Consider the following 20291-nt stretch of genomic DNA (forward strand, 5'->3'; position numbering starts at 1 on the left):
ATTAAAGCCCCTTAATGAAAAGGGAAATCGACCGTGAAGGGATTTGATTATAGGCAATTCGATTGAAAGAATACTATAAACAACATAAAAGGAAATTTAACAGGAAATCCAGTTGGCGAGTCAAGCATCGCCGGAAATTGATACAAAGGAAGAAATGACCAATTATTCATTGTTTCCCAACATTATCAAAGTTTATCAACTTATTATTAATACCAAACGCATCATGAATAGAACGATACGATTATTTTTATTTCTACTGCTGTCCTCTTTCGTGTCTTCCCAAGCTTTTGGGCAAGCGACTCTTTCTTCGGGAGTTTACACTCAAGATTTTACTTCTTTAAATACCAGCGCTACTGCAACCTTACCAACAGGGTTTGTGGTTAGTAATGGAACTGTATTTTCAGGAGGTACAACTGCTACAACCCAAGCGGCAGGAACATCAGGGACTGGTATTTTAACAGGTTCTTCTACTGGGGGTACTTATAATTTCGCCAATGGCGTTACAGGTTCTTCAACTGATCGAGCCTTAGGTTTTTTGTCATCTGGAGGATTTAGTTCTCCGAGAAACATCATGCTTCAATTTTCAAACAATACCGGCTCTACGGTGACTTCTTTAAGAGTTCGGTTTGATTACGAAAAATACCGTTCTGGAACTCGTGCTTTTGATATGAATTTCTTCCACGGGTCTGACGGAACAAATTGGACTGCTTCTGTCGCGGGTGACCAAAATTATCCAGCAGATGCAAATAACACTACAATTTCAAACCCACCTGCAACTACTTCTAAAACAGTTGTTATCACAGGTCTTTCCATTCCCAATGGTTCAAATTATTATCTTCGTTGGTCATATACCGGTTCAGGTGGTTCAACCAATGCACAAGGGTTAGGTCTTGATAACCTCGAGTTAGTTGCAGAGCCAACCACAGCGACTGCGATTGCCACTGGTTCAATTTCATCCAACTCCATTCAAGTAAATTGGACCAATGGAAATGGTGCCAATCGTATTGTTGTCGCCCGTCAAGGCGGTGACCCGGTTGCGCCAACCGATGGCACAACTTATACCGCGAATGCCGCTTTTGGTTCAGGTACAGATATTGGTTCATCGAGTTTTGTGGTCTTTAATGGTAGCGGTAGCACGGTTACGGTAACCGGTTTAGCGGCAAGCACTTCTTATACCTTTGATGTGTATGAATACAACGGTACAGGCGCAAATATCAATTATAATTTAGTTGCAACATCTACCGTCAATCGAATTACGGCTTCGACTACTGCCGCAGGTATTGGAAGTTTGACATTTTCCGTGGCAAACCGCACGAATTTCATTTCAACGCCTTCCACGAATTCAAACGTACAAACCGTTACTTTGTCAGGGTCGGATTTAGATGGCACACCGTTATCGATATCCGATGGCTCCGGTGCATTTGAGTTTTCGCTTGACAATGTGACGTTTAATTCAACGCTGAATTTGCCTTACACAGCGCCAACCCTTTCAGCAACAACCATTTACATCCGTTTAAGCGATCAAGCAATTGGCACCTATTCGGCAGGGATTACACCCACAGGGGGTGGCGATGCCACACCACCGTCGCTTGGGCTTTGGGGCCGCTCGATTGATTCTGAGCCTGCCACACAAGCATCGGGCATTAGTTTCTCCGGCGTGGGAACCAACAGCATGACCGTCAATTGGACACGCGGAAGCGGTTCTGAAGTCGTTGTTTTAATGCGTGATAATGCTGCTACGGAGAATCCGGTGGATACCGTCAGCTATACGGCAAACAGCGTTTTTTCAAGCGGTGATTTAGTTGGATTCAGCACCTTTGTTGTTTATCGTGGCAACGGTACATCCGTATCTGTTTCGGGGTTAAATGCGAACACTTCTTATACCGCCACCGTCTTGGAATTGAATGGGAGCGGTTCAAATACAAATTACAACATCACAACTACGGCAAGCGTTAATACCGCAAGCCAAAGCACGAATGTTCAATTGCTGGATTTAACGACAGACGGCAGTGCTGTGGTTATCACCTTTGATGATGCTGTTTCGGGTTCGAATGGCGGTACATATGCAGGAACAGGGTTTGAACCAGCGGATGGGGATGGAACTTTGAACTCCTCCTCTTGGGCATTAAGTGGGATGAGTGACGGGAATGTGGATTTCGGTGCGACCGCAAGTGGAGGTGATTTTGGAAGAGGCGTAACATCAGGTGGGGTTACTGACGGCGGGTTGTACGCCTTGGATGATGGTAGCGCGATACGATTGATGATTCAACCTTCGGGTTCTGACTGGAGTTCTTCTTCAACGGCAAACCTAACGCTGCGTGTTCGAAACACGATGGGTTCGACAATGAATCAGGTGGAAATTTCCTATGATTTATTGGTTCGAAATGATGGGGGTGTTTCAAGTCAATTTAATTTTCTCTATTCAACGGATGGAGTGAATTACATCCCGGTACCTGAATTAAATTATGTTTCTCCCGCAGCTGGTAGTTCTACAGTATTTGATCCTGTTGTTCCAACCAACGGTACTGCTTTTCGCGTACGCATTAGTGGGTTGAATATTCCCAATAACGGCGTCTTTTATTTAAGATGGAATGGCGGCGATGTGAGTGGTTCGGGTACAAGAGATGAATTTGCTTTAGATAATATCTCAATTACCCCAATTAATGGTGGCTCTATCGATGCTACCTCTGATGGTGCCAATCTGATTGTCGTTGGTGATCCGGTAGGCGCAACCCCAACTATTGATACGGATATTTCGCTTCAAAATTTAAGAGTAGATGCAGCGGGTTTCTTAAACGCGCAAGCTTTTTCATTAGAAGTTGCGTCTGGTGGAAGTGCCATCATTAATGGTACCTATCAATTAACCAACACAAACGGCTTCAGTGGTGGCGGTGCAACCTCTTTAACCAATACCAATACCCCAACCATTACATTAGGGGCTGCGTCAACGGTGATCTATGCTACTTCAACGTCAACCCAAACGGTAACGGGTCGCACGGATTATGCAAACTTGACTTTAGAGGGTTTCAACCCAAGTAAAACTCTAAGTGGTAACCTAACCGTAAGCGGCACAATGACTTTTGGTGGGTCAGGAACCGGAACCTTTACCTCTGGTGCGAATACAGTAATCTTCCAAAATGGAAATACGCCAATCGTTCGAAGTGGGGTGCTTCAATGGAATGCGAATTCGACAAACCTTCAATTTGGAAGCACCGGAAATTTGGGTGGTAATGCTTTTACGCTTCCGAATGATTTATTTTCAGCGGGTGGAAATTCGATGGCGTCATTGACAATGAACCGGACGAATACGGTTGAATTGGGTAACCAAAATATTTTACCCGGAACTCTGACCTTAAACCTTGGGATTTTGATTACCCAAAATGGCGGTGGTACTTCAACGGCACGCATTGAAGTAACCAGCAATTTGCCGGCGGCAATTACGGGTTACAAAACGGATTCGCATGTTCGCGGCGTTTTGGCGCGTGCCATCCAAACGAATATTTCAGTGGATGGAACGAGTTATGTCTTTCCAATTGCCAATAGTGTAGGGGAATATCAACCGGTATCTTTAAATGATATCCGTACTAATGTTGGGGCATCAAGTGTCTTTGTTGTTACGCCTTCTGCTACGGGAGCCAGCACAGTGACGGGTGCCCTAACCAATGTTCGCCCGCAAAATTGGTTTTTTGAAGAAATCAACGCTCCGCTTGAATTAACGAGTGCAACTTTAGAAATTAAAGGGCTTACTACTTTATTAACGAATGAATCTTTTGTCGCAATCTCGAATGCCCAAAGTGGCGATTACAGCCCTATCGGCGGCGTCATTGTTGATTCTGTTGTTACAAGCACTGCACAAGCGTTTACCTTAAATGCAGGAACGCGTTATGCCGCGATTGCCGATAATGTGGTTACGCCAACCATTCATGCGAGCGGTATTAATTTTACCGGCGTAAGTGGTGGCACCATCACAATTAACTTTACACCGGGTAACGGATCAAACCGAATGGTGGTTGTTCGTGAAGGAAACCCGGTAACTTTTGTACCGGTTGACAATACGGTTTATTCGGGCATTAATTCGATTTTTTCTTTTGCAACCAATCAAGATGGTGACAACAACCGAATTGTATCGGCTGGAACATCATCTTCGGTAAATGTCACGGGTTTAACCGGAAATACCACTTATCACTTTGCCGTGTATGAATATGGTGGCAGTGTCCCGCTTGGAACCGGTCGATTCTTTACAACCGGTGCGCCAACGGCATCCAGAAATACACTTCCGGCTCAACCGACAACCGATGCTTCGGGACTCGTTTTTAATCCGGTAGGAGAAACAACGATGACCCTCACTTGGACAAATGGTAATGGCGAAGGTCGTTTGGTAGTCATGAATGAATACGCCACAGCGGTAGTAGCACCAACCGATGCGGTCGCTTATACTGCGAATGCAGCTTTTGGAAGCGGTTCAACAACCGGCACCGGAAACTTTGTCGTCTTCAATGGTTCAGGCAATACGGTGAATGTAACAGGTCTTACACCCGGAACATTCTATATGGTGAGTGTTTATGAATACAATGGTTCCGGAATCAATTCAAATTATGATCCGAATGGCTTAAGAACTTCTAAAATCACTTTATCGACTGAGCCAACGGAGCATGTGAATACAATTGCCGGTGGAAGCATTACAAAATCGTCCTTAACCCTTTCTTGGGTAAATCCCGGAACCGGTCCTACGCCAACAGGGTACTTGGTTCTGCGCCGTGCTGGTTCAGCGCCAACCACCTTGCCTTCTGATACAACAACTTATACGGTGGGAACAATTTTCGGAAATGCAACGGTAGCTGCTAATGTGGCACATCCAACAAATTCAGCTGCCATTTCAGGTCTAGCTTCAGGAACTGATCATTATTTTGTGGTTTATCCCTATCGCCAAGTGAGCGGTGCGGCAAATAGCGGGTCAACCAATTACTTTACGACAGGTGCTCCTTCCGCAAATTTTACAACAACCGCAGGTCAAGTTTATACTTGGAATGCGTCATCCGGTGCTTGGAGTACTGCCGGAAATTGGTCACCCTCGGGTCCACCAACCGATGGCGATCAGGCGTTGTTTAGTGGTGAAGGAACGATTACCGTTTCTTCAATTCCAACGACCTCAATCGGGGGAATCGAAATCACGGGCGGATCCACTGTGACATTTAATGTAAGTGCAGCAAATAACACCATTACTTTAACCGGATTTGGAACAGGAACAGGCAATGCCTTGCATATTGACGGCACTGATACTCTTGTTGTAACAACACCCATTTGTACCTTAAGTGTTGCTTCCGGAGCAACAGCCGAAATTGAAGGTCGAATTCGTTTTCAACTTGCTGCGGGTCGTTTGTTAGGAGCTGATTCAGCCTCGATTCTTTTCCAAGGAACAGGACCGAAAGAAGCCTTCGCAAGTAACGGTTCCTCAGGGAATATGTTTGGGAACTCTGGTATTGAAAATACAGTGATTTTCAGAAGCGGTTCAAGGTATGTTCATTTTGCAGGTGCAAACCCATTTGGATTAACCGGACCAGCCTCAAAAATAGTATTTGAATCCGGTAGCATTTATGAATTGAAAGGTGGATCTATAACCCCAGCTGTAGCCGGAAGAACTTATGCAAATATTTTGGTTAATGGAAGTGGAATTTCGTCAAGCTTTTCCTCAACAACCTTGCCGTTTACTGTTGATACAATCAACATTTCTTCGGCAAACACGGTTACATTTAATATTCCCGTAGGAATGAACATAAGAGGGAACTTTACCCGAACCGCAGGGTCAGTTTCCTTTACCGGAGGAGGAAATGAAATTAATTTTGTAGGCACAACGCCTCAAACAGTAACAGGTTTTGTGAGTAGTTTTGGAGCCGGTACTGATATTCAAATTAATAACCCGGCCGGAGTCACTTTTACCGGAAATTATACCTTAGAAGACACCCTTGATTTGGTGAGCGGTGTTTTAAGTATATCTCCCGGAAGTATTCTTCGAATGAATTCTACAGGTACAATTACAGGAGGAAGTAACAGCAGTTATTTAGTTGGTCAATTAGAGCGCTCTTTTACCACTACGCGTCAAAGTCTGTTATATCCTTTTGGCATCCAAAATGTTTATCGCCCGATCCAAGTTCGGGGAACATCTGCAGGTACCTCCTTCCTTCGTGGTGAGTTAGACACGACTGCCGGCGAAGCGTATAGTTTTGCCGAAGCTTTTTCTCCAAGAACTGTTTCAGGCAAATGGTATTATCGGTTTACAAATGCGGCAGGCGGTGCCTCGATGACCGTAGATTCTATTCCACAATTTAGAATCAACAGTGATGATAATCTTGCGCCGCTTGCGTCTAACATCATTTTGGACTTGGCTTACGCATTTGAAACTTCACCTTTTAGCCCTTGGACTCAATTGGCGTTAGCTTCTCCTCCGAATACCTTGCCGGGAAATTTGCCAACAGATATTAGCAGTGTTGCGTTTTCACAAACCCTCACACTTGCAGCACCTACAAATGTTTGGGGCGTCGTACTTTCTTCGGATATCGGAGACAATCCGCTTCCCGTTGAGCTTTCCGAATTTAAGGCAATCTCAACGTTTGAAGGGGCAAAGCTTACTTGGCGCACAGCATCTGAAACAGAAAACGCCGGTTTCTTAATCTACAGAGATGGCGTTCAAATTGCGTCTTTCTCAGAGTATCCCGGGTTAAAAGGCAGAGGCACAACAAGCAATGCCACGAACTATTCGTTCATTGACTCAACGGTCCAGTTTGGAAAAACCTATACTTATAAATTAAGAGATGTCAGTTTCAGTGGGGCTGTTCGTTCGCATGAACCACTTACACTGACCATTTCACAACGCGTAGGGCTTCGAGAGTATGCGCTTTCGCAGAACTACCCGAATCCGTTCAACCCAAGCACAACAATAAGATATCAATTGCCTGAAAAGAGCAATGTGACGATTGATGTGTATGATATTTTGGGTAAGAAGGTTCAAACTTTGGTGAATGGAACCAAGGATGCTGGAAATTATGAAGTGAACTTTAATGCTCGTAATCTTTCAAGTGGCGTGTATTTCTATCGAATCCAAGCGGGTAGCTTCACCAAAACATTGAAGATGATGCTCATCAAGTAAACATCACAATTTTATAAGATTGAAAAAGACGCCTTTCGGGGCGTCTTTTTTTTTGTGGTAGGTCACAAAAAAATAGTGAGAAAATCACAATATTTAATAAGAAACACTAACCTAAAATAAAGCACGATGAAACACTTCGATAAAAATATTTGCCAACGCTCACCGAAATCGTTAATTATATATTTCTTTCTCATGATCAGCGTCTTCGTTGAGGTAAATGGGCAAACCACACCTTTGGGCGGGCCGGAACTTCGGCCGGTGAAACCCTTAAACTTAGAAAATCCAGCTCGAGGAGTAAGCACCGCCGGAACAGGAAAAAAAGTGATTATTCTTATCACACAAAATTGGGAGTCAAGCATTCTTGCTGCGTGGAAAAGTGCCGCATCCACTTTTGGAGATTCACTGAATGTTCAAAATACCTATTCGATATTGGATTCACTAACTGTGATGCAAACGTACGATGTCATTATTTATGGTGAAGGAACCTCAGTGAATAACATCACCACAGCGCGAAGTAATAATTTGATTCAGTATGTTCGTTCCGGAAGGTCACTGTACCTGCAAGGAGAGTATCAAACGACCTATGAAACAAATATCATGTTTAAACGGCTTGTCGATAGCTTAGGCGGAAATTTCTCTTGGAGCGCGGGCGTTACCGGAGATCAAAAACCGGTGACCATTTCAACTTCACTATCAAATATTCCAAATCCAACTGTGCCATTAAACTACTATTGGTGGGGCGTTGCAGGCACGACCGATGAAAATCAAGTGAAAACCTATTTGTCAAAAGGTGCAAATAAATTAGGTTTTTATTATAAACCAACGCCAAATGGCGGTGTGGTGGTCATGAACACAGACCAAGATTGGGTTAGGGATATTGCAGCATCAAATGGTATAAATTTATTAATAAATACCTATTACCACCTCATTAATAACAAAACTCTTTCAGTTGGTCGAGAAGAATCAGTAAGAATTAGAGAGTTTGCTTTATCACAAAACTACCCGAATCCGTTCAACCCCAGCACACGCATTAAGTATCAATTGCCTGAAAAGGGCAATGTGTCGATTGATGTGTATGATATTTTGGGTAAGAAGGTTCAAACTTTGGTGAATGGAACAAAGGATGCCGGAAATTATGAAGTAACATTCAATGCTCGTAATCTTTCAAGCGGCGTGTATTTTTATCGCATCCAAGCGGGTAGCTTTACCAAAACATTGAAGATGATGCTCATTAAGTAAACATCACAATTTAATAAGATTGAAAAAGACGCCTTTCGGGGCGTCTTTTTTTGTCTTACTTTTTTTCTGCTATCGCGATAATTGAAAGTCCAAAAGGAAAGGTAAGTGACGAAGTTTTGAGAACGCTAAGTTCGGATTGGAAAATCGATTTTAAGGAGTTGTTTACAAAAGGAGAAGGAATGGCAAATTCATTCCCTTCTTGCATATTCAGAATTTTCTTAATCGTTCGTACTGCAGCCGCAAGCGGAAAGAGATAGGAATTGAAATAGGAAATTTTCTTTATCCCGAATCCCGCATTCAGAATTACGCGGGCCAATTGGGGCTTGGTATAGCGGCGTTTGTGATGATTGAGGTCGTCGTGCTTTGACCACATCCATTGATACGCCGGAACGGTAATCAGACACAAGCCTTTAGAAGAAAGCAAGTCCTTTGCGCGAAGAAGCGCACCCAAGTCGTCGTCTAAGTGTTCGATGACATCGAAGAAAGTCACGGCATCAAATGTGTTGCCTTGAACGGCTGAAAGATTTTCGGGTGAACCTTGCGAAACGCCAATTAAGCCCCGCTTTTGGCACATCCCAACAGCAATAGGCGAAGCATCAACACCCCAAACTTGGAATGCTTCTTGCGCTTTTTCTAAAAAGTAGCCGGTGCCACAGCCGATATCTAAAAGCTTTGATTTTGGGGCGAGAAATTGAAGGGCGAGTGTGTAAAGAATTTCTCTTCGCGCTTGAAACCACCAATGCGACCGCTCGACCTCATAAAACTCGTGATATAACGATTCATCCATTCTGACTTTCCTTTCTATCAATAGTTTTGTAAGGAAAACCGATTTGTGAACTGATCAGATAAATCGGCCGCGATTTCACTTCATCGTAGATTCTGCCAATGTATTCACCTATTATCCCAATGGTAAGAAGTTGAACCCCGCCCAAAAAGAGAATGATGACCATCGTTGAAGCCCAGCCTTCTGGCTGAATGCCAACGGTGAGTTTTTGAATGAGGTAAATAATTCCAAGAATAAAGCTAAGCGAGGAAACGGTAAGCCCAAAGTAGGTTGCAAGCCGAAGCGGGGCAAATGAAAAAGAGAAAATGCCGTCAAGTGCAAGCTTCATGAGTTTTGAAAGTGTGTATTTCACTTCACCGGCATAGCGTTTATCGCGTTCGTATTCTAAGCCAACTTGTTTAAAGCCAATCCAACTGCGAAGCCCGCGCACGAACCGATTTCGCTCGGGGAGTGAGCGCAAGACTTGAACCACTTTTTGATCGATAAGGCCAAAGTCGCCGGAGTCAAGTGGCATTTCGATGGAAGTAATTTTTTGAAGCAATTGATAGAAGCTTGAATAAGCAAGGCGTTTCAAGGCATTTTCTTTACGGTTGCGGCGAATGGCGTAAATCACCTCATAACCTTCTTTCCACTTCGAATAAAATTTTTCGATGATTTCGGGCGGGTCCTGAAGGTCGGCATCCATAATCATTACGGCTTTCCCTGAAGCGTGGTCAATGCCGCAGGTAATGGCAATTTGGTGCCCGAAGTTTCGCGCAAGATGGATGACGCGGAATCGATTGTCTTTTTGGGCGATTTCAGCGAGCAGTCGTGGTGTTTCATCACGGCTGCCATCGTTAATAAGGATGACTTCAAAACGAACGGCAAGCAGTTCAAGGCTTGATTTCAAACGATCGTAAAGCGTATCAATGAGCTCCGCTTCGTTAAAAACAGGAATGACGACAGAAAGATCAATATCGTGGAAAAATGCGCCTTCAGGCCGATGTGTCATATAGGAATTAAACGCTTGTCAAAATTTGAACCGAAGATACGCTTCACAATGAATCGAAAAAAGAGTAAATAAAAAAGCCATCACTTCTATTTGAAATGATGGCTTTATTAAAATCAACCAATTCAGTGTAAATCAATTGAAAGGATTATTTACCAGCCTTGATTTCATTTTTTGGGGTTTCGCTTGTGAGTTCTTTAACCAGTTTCTCCGCTTTATAGATGTATTTCAATGCAGCGACAATCCCGCCGGTATGAACCGAAACGGCGCGGTTGGCTTCAGGTGTATAGATAAATGAGCCGGGCAAACTTTCGATGTTTCCATCAAAGATAAGGCCAACGGCTTCCAGATTTTTATTGACCGCGGCGCTTCCGCTGTTGCCGCCGATGATATCGTTGGTTGACACAAAATTCATTGGTGCGCTCAAGAGCTCTTTGGGAGGATTTTCCCAACGCTTGGGCAACGACCAAGGGAATTGTTTATTGAAGGAGTAATATCGGTCGTAAAGACCATAGTATGTGGTTTGAAACGGCGCCGTGGTGCCGTTGTAATCATAACCCTTTACAACGCCGTCATTGATGCGAAGCGAAAAAGTGGCATCGGGTGGGGTGTCAGTTCCATAAATTTCAAAAAATGTTTTCGAAAGGCGCGTGCGAAGTACTGCAACTTTGGCTTGTAACTCTCGTTGTTTCGCGCCAGCCAAGCGAAGTCTTCTTAAGGCGATTGTACCCAGTTTAAGAAATGGCTCTGAGGATTGTGTGAGTTCTTTTTGTGATAAGTTAAAAAGGGCTTCTACTGCGGCTTGGTCATAAAGTTTGGTTTCTTTTATCAGCATCTTGGCCGCTGCCTCCGGAGAGCTTGATTGAAGTGATGCTTTGGTGTATTCATCTTCGGCCCCTAAATAATCGAGAGCCAAATGAAGATGCAATGCAAGAAATTGCTCATCTAAAGAAAGAACCGGCGAGCTGTTTTTCATTTCTTCTAATACACCAGCCTTAATTTTTTCGAATTGCTCGGTTTGACCGCGTTCTTTGGCTTGAGCGGCTGAAAGCAAGGCATAGGCTCTTTGTAAACCGACATCTTGAGAATTGAAAACAATACGATCCGGAATCGATTTTTTGGTTTCAAGAACTAAAGTTTCCATTTCGCTCCAAAAGGATGAATCTGACGCGAATTTTGGATTTGCTGCAAGGTCAACACGAAAGCGAGCCTCAAACGCTTTTTTTCGGGCAAAAAGATACCCATCTTGAAGCCCTCGGAGCTGACCGGAGTAGGCTTTTATGCCATTCTCTAATCCAAAAATTTCATTAAGAATGCTATCGCTTTTCGCCGTTTCGTTATAGGCTTTGAGAATCGCAGAGCGGGATTGAAGAAGCCGAAGTTGAAGTGGCAAAATGAAATCGCGGCTTAAAGCAAGTTGAGAAACGGTGTTCAAGCGTTCGGTTCTTCCGGGATTTCCAACAACAAAGATGGGTTCGCCTTCTTTTACGCCATTGATGTTAAAGCGGTAGAAATCGGGTGTTTTACACGGATTGCCCTTTTCATCATAAGCTCGGAAGAAGGAGAAATCCATAGCATACCGCGGGTAGGTGAAGTTATCCGGATCGCCACCAAAATAGCCAAGTTGCAGTTCAGGAATAAAAACCAATCGAATATCATTGTATCGTTTAAATCCATAAAGCGAGTAGCGACCGCCGCTATAAAGGGTAATCGTTTGAATTTCAAGGGGTTTCCATTCCGGTTTTTCACCATATTGAACTTTAAGAACAGCAAGCATTGAATCACGCAATTTGACCTTTTCAGCTTCGGTTTTCCCTTGCGCCATACCGGCTTCGACCAATGCCGTGACATCTTCTATCCGGTCTAATTGATCAACAAAAAGACCCGGAACGCGGCGTTCTTCAGCAAGTGATTTCGCTGAAAAGCCATTGGCATTCATGTCTTCGCCCTTTTTTGCGGTTTTCATTGCAACCTCTCGAGCCACATGATGATTGGTCATAATCAATCCATTTGGGGATACAAACGAACCGGTTCCGCCAACCTCTGTAAATCGAAGCGATGCTTTTCTTGCTTTGGTCAGCCAAGCTTCTGTTGCTTTAATGCCATATTCACTTTCAAAATATTTCAAAGGTGGGTTTTCAAAAGTCCACATTTTCCCGTTATCAAATTTTCCGGGTTTAACTGTATCGGGATTGAAAGGGGCTTGAGCAAGCAGCAGCGAAGAAAGCAAAAGAGCAAATGAGAATAGCAAGCCTTTCAAAGAGGCCTTTCTCGAGGCAAAATGTGATTGCATATGAATGGTATTTGGTTAAAACGTCACTTACAGTGGAAACAGTCGGCGTTTCACTGAATAAGAATTTAAGAAGTGAAACGGGTTTCCTCATATTCATTTTACAAGTATCTCAGTGAAAATGTCACTTTTTTCTTTGGGAATTTTTCAATGAATGATAAAAAGTTAGAACCTTCTCCCTATTTTTGCACGCAAAGTTTAATGACCCGTAAATTCTTATCCCACTGAAACTTGATCTTAAAAGCACAATCAATGTCTGAAAAGAAATCATTCGTCAATAACCCAAAACAAAGCGCACTTACAATGAAGTCTCTTCAACCACATCCAAAGAAAATGCAATTAACATCTATTGAAGAAGCCTTGTCTCACAAGCTTACAGCTGAAAAGCTTCGTGAAGCCAAAGAGAATGGGTTCTCAGATGTTCAACTCGCCAATATTTTTAATGCCAAGCCTGAGAATATTCGTGCGCTTGCCAATTACTTTGGGGTGAAGGCGGTTTTCAAGACAATTGATACTTGTGCTGCGGAGTTTGATACAACAACACCCTATTATTACTCCACCTATGAAGAGGAGAATGAATCCGTATCAAGTGAGAAGAAAAAAGTGATGATTCTCGGCGGCGGGCCAAACCGAATCGGACAAGGCATTGAGTTCGATTATTGCTGTGTTCAAGCGGTTTTCACGCTCAAAAAAATGGGAATTGAAACCATTATGGTGAATTGCAATCCCGAGACGGTTTCTACCGATTACGATGTTTCGGATAAACTGTACTTCGAGCCTCTCACCTTTGAAGATGTCATGAATATTATTGAACATGAAAAGCCTTACGGGGTGATCGTCAGTTTTGGCGGTCAAACCCCTCTTCGGTTATCGACGGCTTTAACCAAAGCCGGTGTTCGAATTTTGGGCACAAGCTCCGAGGGCATTGATGTCGCTGAAGACCGAGAGAAGTTTGGCGTATTGCTTCAAAAGCTCAAGATTCCGCATCCGCCTTATGGCACGGCAAGAAATCTTGATGAAGCCAAAGCAGCAGCACATTCAATTGGTTATCCCGTTCTCGTTCGGCCAAGTTATGTTTTGGGCGGAAGGGCAATGAAAATTGTTTACTCTGAAGAAGCGCTTGAAAATTATGTGGCGCAAGCATTAAAGGTTTCAGATGAGCACCCGCTTCTCATTGATCGATTTTTGGAGCACGCGGTGGAATATGATATTGATGTCGTCTCCGATGGAAAAGACACAGTTGTCTCGGGGATTATGCAGCACATTGAAGTTGCCGGAATACATAGCGGCGACTCGACTTCGGTTCTGCCTCCCCACAATACCCCAAAGAAAGTGATTGAAACAATGAAAACCTATACCCGCAAATTAGCGAAAGCCCTCAAGGTATCGGGACTGATGAATGTTCAGTATGCCGTGCAGGCTGGAAAGGTCTATGTCCTTGAGGTGAACCCACGAGCCAGCCGAACAGTGCCATTTGTGGCAAAAGCTACCGGAACGCCTATGATTGAAATTGCTTGCCGTGTCATGCTTGGCGAAAAGCTTCAACCGTTAATCACAAAGCTGAAACTTAAAGATTGCGATGAACTAAAGCTCGGGCATATCGCCGTTAAAGAACCGGTTTTTCCATTTTCAAAATTCTTGAAGTCTGGGGTTTTTTTAGGTCCAGAAATGCGTTCAACCGGTGAAGTAATGGGGTTAGGAACTTCCTTCGGTGAGGCATTTACAAAGGCAGCGTTTGGTGCTGGAAATAAATTGCCGACATCGGGAACTGTACTCGTAAGCCTTAGTGATGTGGATAAAAATGCTCTAACAGCCCGCTTGATGGCCGCTTATGAAAAGAGTGGATTTGAGTTTATGGCGACTTCTGGCACAGCTGCATTTTTGCGTCAATTCGACATCGATTGCAAAACCGTTTTCAAAGTAGGCGAAGGTCGCCCAAATGTGTTTGATGTAATTCGAATGGGGAAAGTTCAGTTTGTCATCAATACGCCCTTAGGTGAGCGCTCCCGATATGATGAAGAGGCGATTGGAACTGCGGCTGTACTTTCGGGAATTGCTTATGCAACAACGATTGAAACCGCTGAAGCGGCACTTGCTGGTATTCAAGAATTGAGAAAATCATCGTTTCGCGTGAAATCTCTTCAAGACTATTTGGGATACAAAAAGCCAAAAGCAATCTCGCCAAAGCGAAATCCAAGTTCCAAAGGAGTCACCAAACAAAAAGGCGCAAAAAATATAAAAGCCCGATAATCGGGCTTTTGAAAAGTTCTCACTTTTAGTAGTTAGTAGCTTGCAACTGCTTCGTCTTGGGTTTCATAAATCTCGAAAATTCGATCGAGCTTTGTAACCACAAAAAGCGACTTGATTCTCTCCGATGCTTGGCACAACTTCAAATTTCCGCCTGAATTCTTTACAAATGTCAGTGCCGATGTCATAGCCCCAAGTCCGGAAGAATTCATATATGAAACCTTGGCGAGATCAACCACAAACTGCTTCGAGCCCTCAGTAAGGAGCAAACGCAAGGCTTGATGAAACTCTTGAGCATCTGTGCCGCTGAGTACATCTGTTTGAAATTCAAGCACGAGAATTTCGCCAATTTGCTTTTTGCTAAAGAGCATGATTATCCTCTTAATTTGATTTTTTCTCCCGATTTTTCTTGCCAATCAAGAACAATCGCTGAAGCGATAAAGATTGAGGAATAAGTACCAACAAAAATTCCAATTAACATCGCAAAAGCAAAACTTCTGATAATTGACCCGCCAAAAATAAAAAGAACCAAGACAGAAAGAAGAACAGTACCTGATGTAATAATGGTTCGGCTTAAAGTTTCATTAAGGCTATCGTTGAATACCTTTTCATAAGGCTCGGTTTTTCTAATCTTTAAATTCTCGCGAATACGGTCATAAACGACGACTGTATCAGTTATCGAATATCCAACGATTGTAAGAAAGGCGGCAATTACGGTTAAATCAACTTCAAGAGACATAAAACTAAAGACCCCGCCAAAGAGACTAAAAAGCCCTGCTACAAATAGAACATCATGAAAGATTGCGAAAACACCCGCAGCTGCAAACTTAAACTCAAAACGGAAAGAGACATAGATAAGAATAATTACCAAAGCGCCTAAAAGAGCATAAACGGCCGATAATTTGAGGTCGTTGGCGATTGTTGGACCAACGGCATCAATTTTCAAGATTTCAAAAGGGTTTTGTGCAAGTTCCCGCTTTAAGCCGGTTTCCAATCGCCCTTGTAAATCATTTAAATCGCCACTGAAATCAGTAGTAATCATTACTTCTTTAGGGTTTCCGAATTCTTTGATTACCCCGCTTATTTCCACTGAAGAAGCAATTGCACGGATTTTTGCAATTTCAACCGGTTCTTGAAAACGTAGAACAATTTCAGTTCCTCCTTTGAAGTCTATTCCGTAATGGAATCCGCGGATGGCCATTGAACCTAATCCAACAAAGAGCATGACTGCAGAAATCACATAAGCGATTTTTCGCTTACCGATAAAATCAAAATTTGTGTTGTGTAAAAGTCGCATTTCTATTTAAGATTATATAATTCCTATTATTGACTTGAATTTGATTGTTTAGCCGAATGAGACGGATGAGGTTTGCTCACGGTCATGAATCCAATCAAGAACAATTTTGGTAATGACAATGGCAGTAAAAAGACTTACCGCAATTCCAATCATTAAGGTTACGGCAAAGCCTTTAATTGGCCCAATTCCGAAAAAGTATAAAAGGGCACCGGCAGCAAAGGTTGTCACGTGTGAATCGAGAATTGCAGAAAAAGCCTTGTCATATCCAAGGTCGATAGCAAGTTTCATCATTTTACCTCGCCCAGATTCCTCGCGAATGCGCTCAAAAATGAGCACATTGGCATCAACAGCCATACCAATCGTAAGCACTAACCCGGCAATGCCCGGAAGCGTGAGTGTGGCACTAAATCCGGCAAGTGCTGCAATCACAAAAACGATATTGAATACGAGAGCTAAATTTGCAATCATACCAGCAGAGCGGTAGTAAACAATCATAAAAAGCCCCACGGTAACAAAACCAAAGAGCAGCGATAGCATTCCATTTCTAATGGAATCGGCACCGAGCGAAGGTCCAACAGTTCTCTCTTCAGCAATCATCACCGGCGCAGGAAGCGCACCTGCTTTTAAAACAATTTCAAGGTCACTCGCTTCTTGCATACTTTCAAGACCATTAATAACCGAGCTGCCGTTGGCAATTTTAGATTGAACCACAGGCGCTGAGAAAACCGTGTTATCAAGCACAATCGCGATTTGCTTATTAATATTAGCACCGGTAACACGGCCCCAAATTTTTGCGCCTTCATCATCCATTTTCATCGTAACCTCGGGGCGAGAGCCGTCGATACTCATTGTCGAGCGGGCTTCGGTGATATTCTTTCCTGTAAGTTCAGCTTCTCGTTTGAGAGAATAAAGCCTGTATAGTTTAAGCCCGTCTTCGGTGTTTGAAAAAGGCCGTGCATCAAAGGCAAAATCAAAATCGGTAGGAATTCTCCGGCGAACATCGGGTCTTGTGAGAAGCTCTTGAAGTTTGACGCGGTTGATTTCGGTGGTGTAAATCAGGTTTTGCTCAACGCCAAGTAAAGCAAAAAGTGGATTTTCACGCTTTAATTCGTCTTGTGATTTTAAAGAATCCGGACGCGTGGAAAGTGAATCTTGTAACCGTTTTTGTGCAAGTGCAGCAACCGATAAAAGAGAATCCGGAAGCGGTGCACCAAGCGAATCGAATTGGTAAGCTTTTGCCAAATAGGTATTGACATCTTGCAAAACTTTGAAAGCAAGTGCATTATCACGAACCAATTTAAATTCAAGTTTTGCGGTTCCCTTTAAGAGGCGTCGAACACGCTCTTTATCAGAAACGCCGGGAAGCTCAACGATAATTCTTCGGCCTCCCTGCGTGGTGATTGTGGGTTCAGCAACGCCAAATTGATCAACACGGTTTCGGATAATCTCTTTTGCACGGTTTACTGCCGATTCCGATTCAGAGAGAAGTTTCGCAGTAATTTCTGCGTTCGAAGCACGAAGATCATCATAAAAATAGCGGCTTAAACGCAATCCCTCTGCATCAAAAGCATTTGAAAGCAATGTTGGAATTGGCGTGCTGTTGGTTTTTATTTCTTGTTTTACACCCAATAAAATCTTATCGAAAGATTCATCACGGTTTCTTGCTTGAGCTTCAATGAGACCAAGTACGTCAACTTCAAGGACCACGTGCATTCCGCCTTGCAAGTCAAGGCCAAGTTTCAATTGCTTGTCTTGCGCTGATTGTATGGATTGGCGGTTTGAATTGACATATTCAATACTGTCTTCAGGTGTGCTGAAAGAAGCGAGCTTACCTGTAAATCGATAGCTTTGGAATGTTGGATATAGCAGTACACCGGAGAATAGAATTAACGCCAGTGTCAAAAAAATTCGGAATTGATTTTTCTTCATCGCTTGGAGATCAATCCTGTAAGATTAAATCGTTTAGTTGAAAAAAATATGTTTTGAAAACTTTTCTTAATAACTCAATTAGTAACAACCGATCGGAAAATGATTCCTTAAATTTCGAAAACTGAAATCCAAAATAAGTTCAAACAAGATGAACGAATGATTTCAAGACCTCTTGAAAAAAGAGCCGCAAAGTTAAGACTTCTTTACAACTCTTCCAACGCTTTATCGTGATGACCATTGGAATATTGTGGGCAAAAAAGAGAAATGAGAGGAAAAAAGGCTAAAGTTGAAATTATTGTGCTTTTCGAAGTCGAATTTCGTTGTTTAGTGATATGTACTTAAATGGTATTGACTCTATAAATTAAAGAATTAGCCCCGGATTTGTTGCCCGAACTAACGACGACTCAAAGGAGGAGCCATAGTGATAAGCGTGAACCGGTAAATGAGATAGTTCTTGAGCGATTTCTTCAACATCCATTAAATCGGTATGAACCGGGTCTTTAACGACGGTGGTATCGTGAAGTAAAAATTCTGCATCTGAATACCACGATGGGGCGAGCAAATCATAAGTCGCTTTATTAATGGCTCCGATTTTAAGGCGTGAGTCAAGAATCACTTTTTTGTAAAGAATATCACCAGAAATGGCCACCTTTCTTCCGTTGTAACTGAATTTGAAGCCAAGCGTTGGAATGGGGTGATAATTTTCGCGTACTTCAATATTGCAACCAAAATAATTTGAAGTCATCGAACGGTCATTAATATCAAGGAAATCGATGTGAGGTTCAATTCCGCCAAAAATCGGATCGAAAATTGTTTTGAGCTGCACAAGAATCTGAGGTGTCGTTAACAAGCGCATTTTGTTTCCACGGTCGATGATGCGCTTAAGCGAGGAGCTAAATCCTTCGATATGGTCTTCATGACAATGGGAGATGATAAAATCAGTGATATAGTCGGGGTGAATGTCAATATTGACCGCCTTTTCAAACATTCTTGCCGGAGGATCTATCCACATAATCCGATCGCCAAACCGAACAATAAAGTTGCTTGTGATGCCGGGTTTGGTTCCGATGCCATTACCAACAACAATCACATTTAATTTTTCTTGAAAAGAAGGTGGATTTAATTGTGAGAGGAGGGTATCAACATAAAGTGTCCCGGCATTTTCGGTACTCATTGTGGGATAAATGTCTGAATCGAAAACGATTTTCCCTTTATCAAAAATTTTGACACTGTCTTTCCCAATTTGACATACAACTTTCCCTAAGATAAATTCATCTTTAACAGGTTGCCAGTCAAAAACATCATCAACCCAACGGCGGTCAACAAAGGAAGCTTGCTTGACACCATTGGAATCCTCTACAAAATCACCATTCATTGTAATTTCTAACCGGCTATAAAGCGATTTGAGCACATTTTCTGCTCCAAGGAATTTGACTTTATGCGGGTTTTGGAAGTTCATAAAGCGTGAAGTCCAAAGTTCAAATTCGAAACCCGTTTGGGTGTCGCCTGTTTGCGAAACAAGCGGTGAAGTCATACAAACAGCGGTTGGGAGTTTTTTTATGTGGGGAAAATAAGATTTGAAGAGTTCGGGAACCGTGTTGACTTGAATGAGCCCAGATGAGGTTTCAACCAAATAAGCGCAGAGCGAGAGCTCTGGGCCGCCGATTCGATAAATATCATTACCAAAGGCATAAAAGTTATAATCAACTCGTTTAGGCGGTTTAACCGTCAAGCTCATAAGGGTTAACTCCTTAATTATTTTCTTTAAGGCCAATGGAAAAATGTGAATCCTTGGCTCGGTTCGTAAGTGCTAAGTACTCGGTATCGCATTTATAATTCGTAGAATACCGAATGTAATTTTCTGCTGATTCTTCAAGCGAACGAAGTTCATCGTTGGTTAATTGTCTCATCACTTTAGCCGGTGTTCCTGCTACTAAAGTTCCATATGGAACACGAAACCCTTTTTTAACGAGCGAACCAGCTGCAACGAAAGAATAGGGTTCAAGATGACAGTCGTCAAGCAAAATTGATCCCATTCCAACTAATGAGAAATCCTCAATGGTACAAGCATGTAAAACGGCATTATGCCCTATGGTAACATTATTGCCAATCGTTAAAGGGCCTATATCATGAGTTACATGAAGTGTAGAATTATCCTGAATATTGGTTCTTGCTCCTATTCGTATCGGACAAACATCCCCTCTTACTACGGCATTAAACCAAACGCTTGTATCTCTCCCAAGAGTAACATCACCAATAACAAATGATCCCTCAGCAAGAAAAACGCTTGGATCAATAGATGGAAAAACGCCTTTATAGGGTAAAATTTTCGGCATCAAAAATGAAATGGTGCTTTAATTATGACAGAAATCG

General features: G+C 42.8%; 11 protein-coding genes. 3 read left to right on the forward strand and 8 right to left on the reverse strand.

What is annotated here, in order from left to right:
- Positions 1–112: 112 nt before the first annotated feature.
- Together SFU91_09405 and SFU91_09410 are read left to right on the forward strand one after the other, a co-directional pair.
- Positions 113–7144: a T9SS type A sorting domain-containing protein gene (locus SFU91_09405; GenBank protein ID MDX2129237.1), complete on the forward strand. Its 7032-nt coding sequence runs from the start codon at positions 113–115 to the stop codon at positions 7142–7144.
- 192 nt (positions 7145–7336) lie between these two features.
- Entirely contained in the window at positions 7337–8383 is a 1047-nt protein-coding gene (locus tag SFU91_09410) for a T9SS type A sorting domain-containing protein (protein ID MDX2129238.1), read from the forward strand.
- A 55-nt stretch (positions 8384–8438) separates the two neighbouring features.
- Here the strand turns inward: SFU91_09410 and SFU91_09415 are convergent, their stop codons facing one another.
- The 3 genes from SFU91_09415 to SFU91_09425 all read right to left on the reverse strand — a co-directional run bounded on the left by SFU91_09415 (position 8439) and on the right by SFU91_09425 (position 12448).
- Positions 8439–9170: a class I SAM-dependent methyltransferase gene (locus tag SFU91_09415; protein ID MDX2129239.1), complete on the reverse strand. Its 732-nt coding sequence runs from the start codon at positions 9168–9170 to the stop codon at positions 8439–8441.
- Positions 9163–10158, reverse strand: coding sequence for a glycosyltransferase family 2 protein (locus tag SFU91_09420; protein ID MDX2129240.1), 996 nt, complete (start codon positions 10156–10158; stop codon positions 9163–9165). The genes SFU91_09415 and SFU91_09420 overlap by 8 nt, the downstream gene beginning before the upstream one ends.
- A 145-nt stretch (positions 10159–10303) precedes the next feature.
- Complete coding sequence (locus SFU91_09425) at positions 10304–12448, reverse strand: S46 family peptidase (protein ID MDX2129241.1); 2145 nt, start codon at positions 12446–12448, stop codon at positions 10304–10306.
- A 330-nt stretch (positions 12449–12778) separates the two neighbouring features.
- On the opposite strand from SFU91_09425, the gene carB reads away from it, so the two are divergent.
- Positions 12779–14695 carry a carbamoyl-phosphate synthase large subunit gene (gene carB, locus SFU91_09430; protein ID MDX2129242.1) on the forward strand — a complete coding sequence of 639 codons (1917 nt, stop codon included), beginning with the start codon at positions 12779–12781 and terminating at the stop codon, positions 14693–14695.
- Between the two features lie 32 nt (positions 14696–14727).
- Here the strand turns inward: carB and SFU91_09435 are convergent, their stop codons facing one another.
- The 5 genes from SFU91_09435 to SFU91_09455 form a co-directional block, all read right to left on the reverse strand.
- Entirely contained in the window at positions 14728–15063 is a 336-nt protein-coding gene (locus tag SFU91_09435) for an STAS domain-containing protein (GenBank protein ID MDX2129243.1), read from the reverse strand.
- 2 nt (positions 15064–15065) lie between these two features.
- Complete coding sequence (secF, locus tag SFU91_09440) at positions 15066–15989, reverse strand: protein translocase subunit SecF (protein MDX2129244.1); 924 nt, start codon at positions 15987–15989, stop codon at positions 15066–15068.
- A 48-nt stretch (positions 15990–16037) separates the two neighbouring features.
- The gene (gene secD, locus SFU91_09445) at positions 16038–17891 is read right to left on the reverse strand and encodes a protein translocase subunit SecD (GenBank protein ID MDX2129245.1); all 1854 of its coding nucleotides are present in this window, start codon (positions 17889–17891) and stop codon (positions 16038–16040) included.
- Between the two features lie 388 nt (positions 17892–18279).
- Entirely contained in the window at positions 18280–19656 is a 1377-nt protein-coding gene (locus tag SFU91_09450) for a hypothetical protein (GenBank protein ID MDX2129246.1), read from the reverse strand.
- A 13-nt stretch (positions 19657–19669) separates the two neighbouring features.
- Positions 19670–20254: a gamma carbonic anhydrase family protein gene (locus SFU91_09455; GenBank protein ID MDX2129247.1), complete on the reverse strand. Its 585-nt coding sequence runs from the start codon at positions 20252–20254 to the stop codon at positions 19670–19672.
- Positions 20255–20291: the final 37 nt, after the last annotated feature.

This window comes from Chloroherpetonaceae bacterium (genome assembly GCA_033763895.1).
In the GTDB taxonomy this organism is placed as follows: Bacteria; Bacteroidota; Chlorobiia; order Chlorobiales; family Thermochlorobacteraceae; genus JANRJQ01.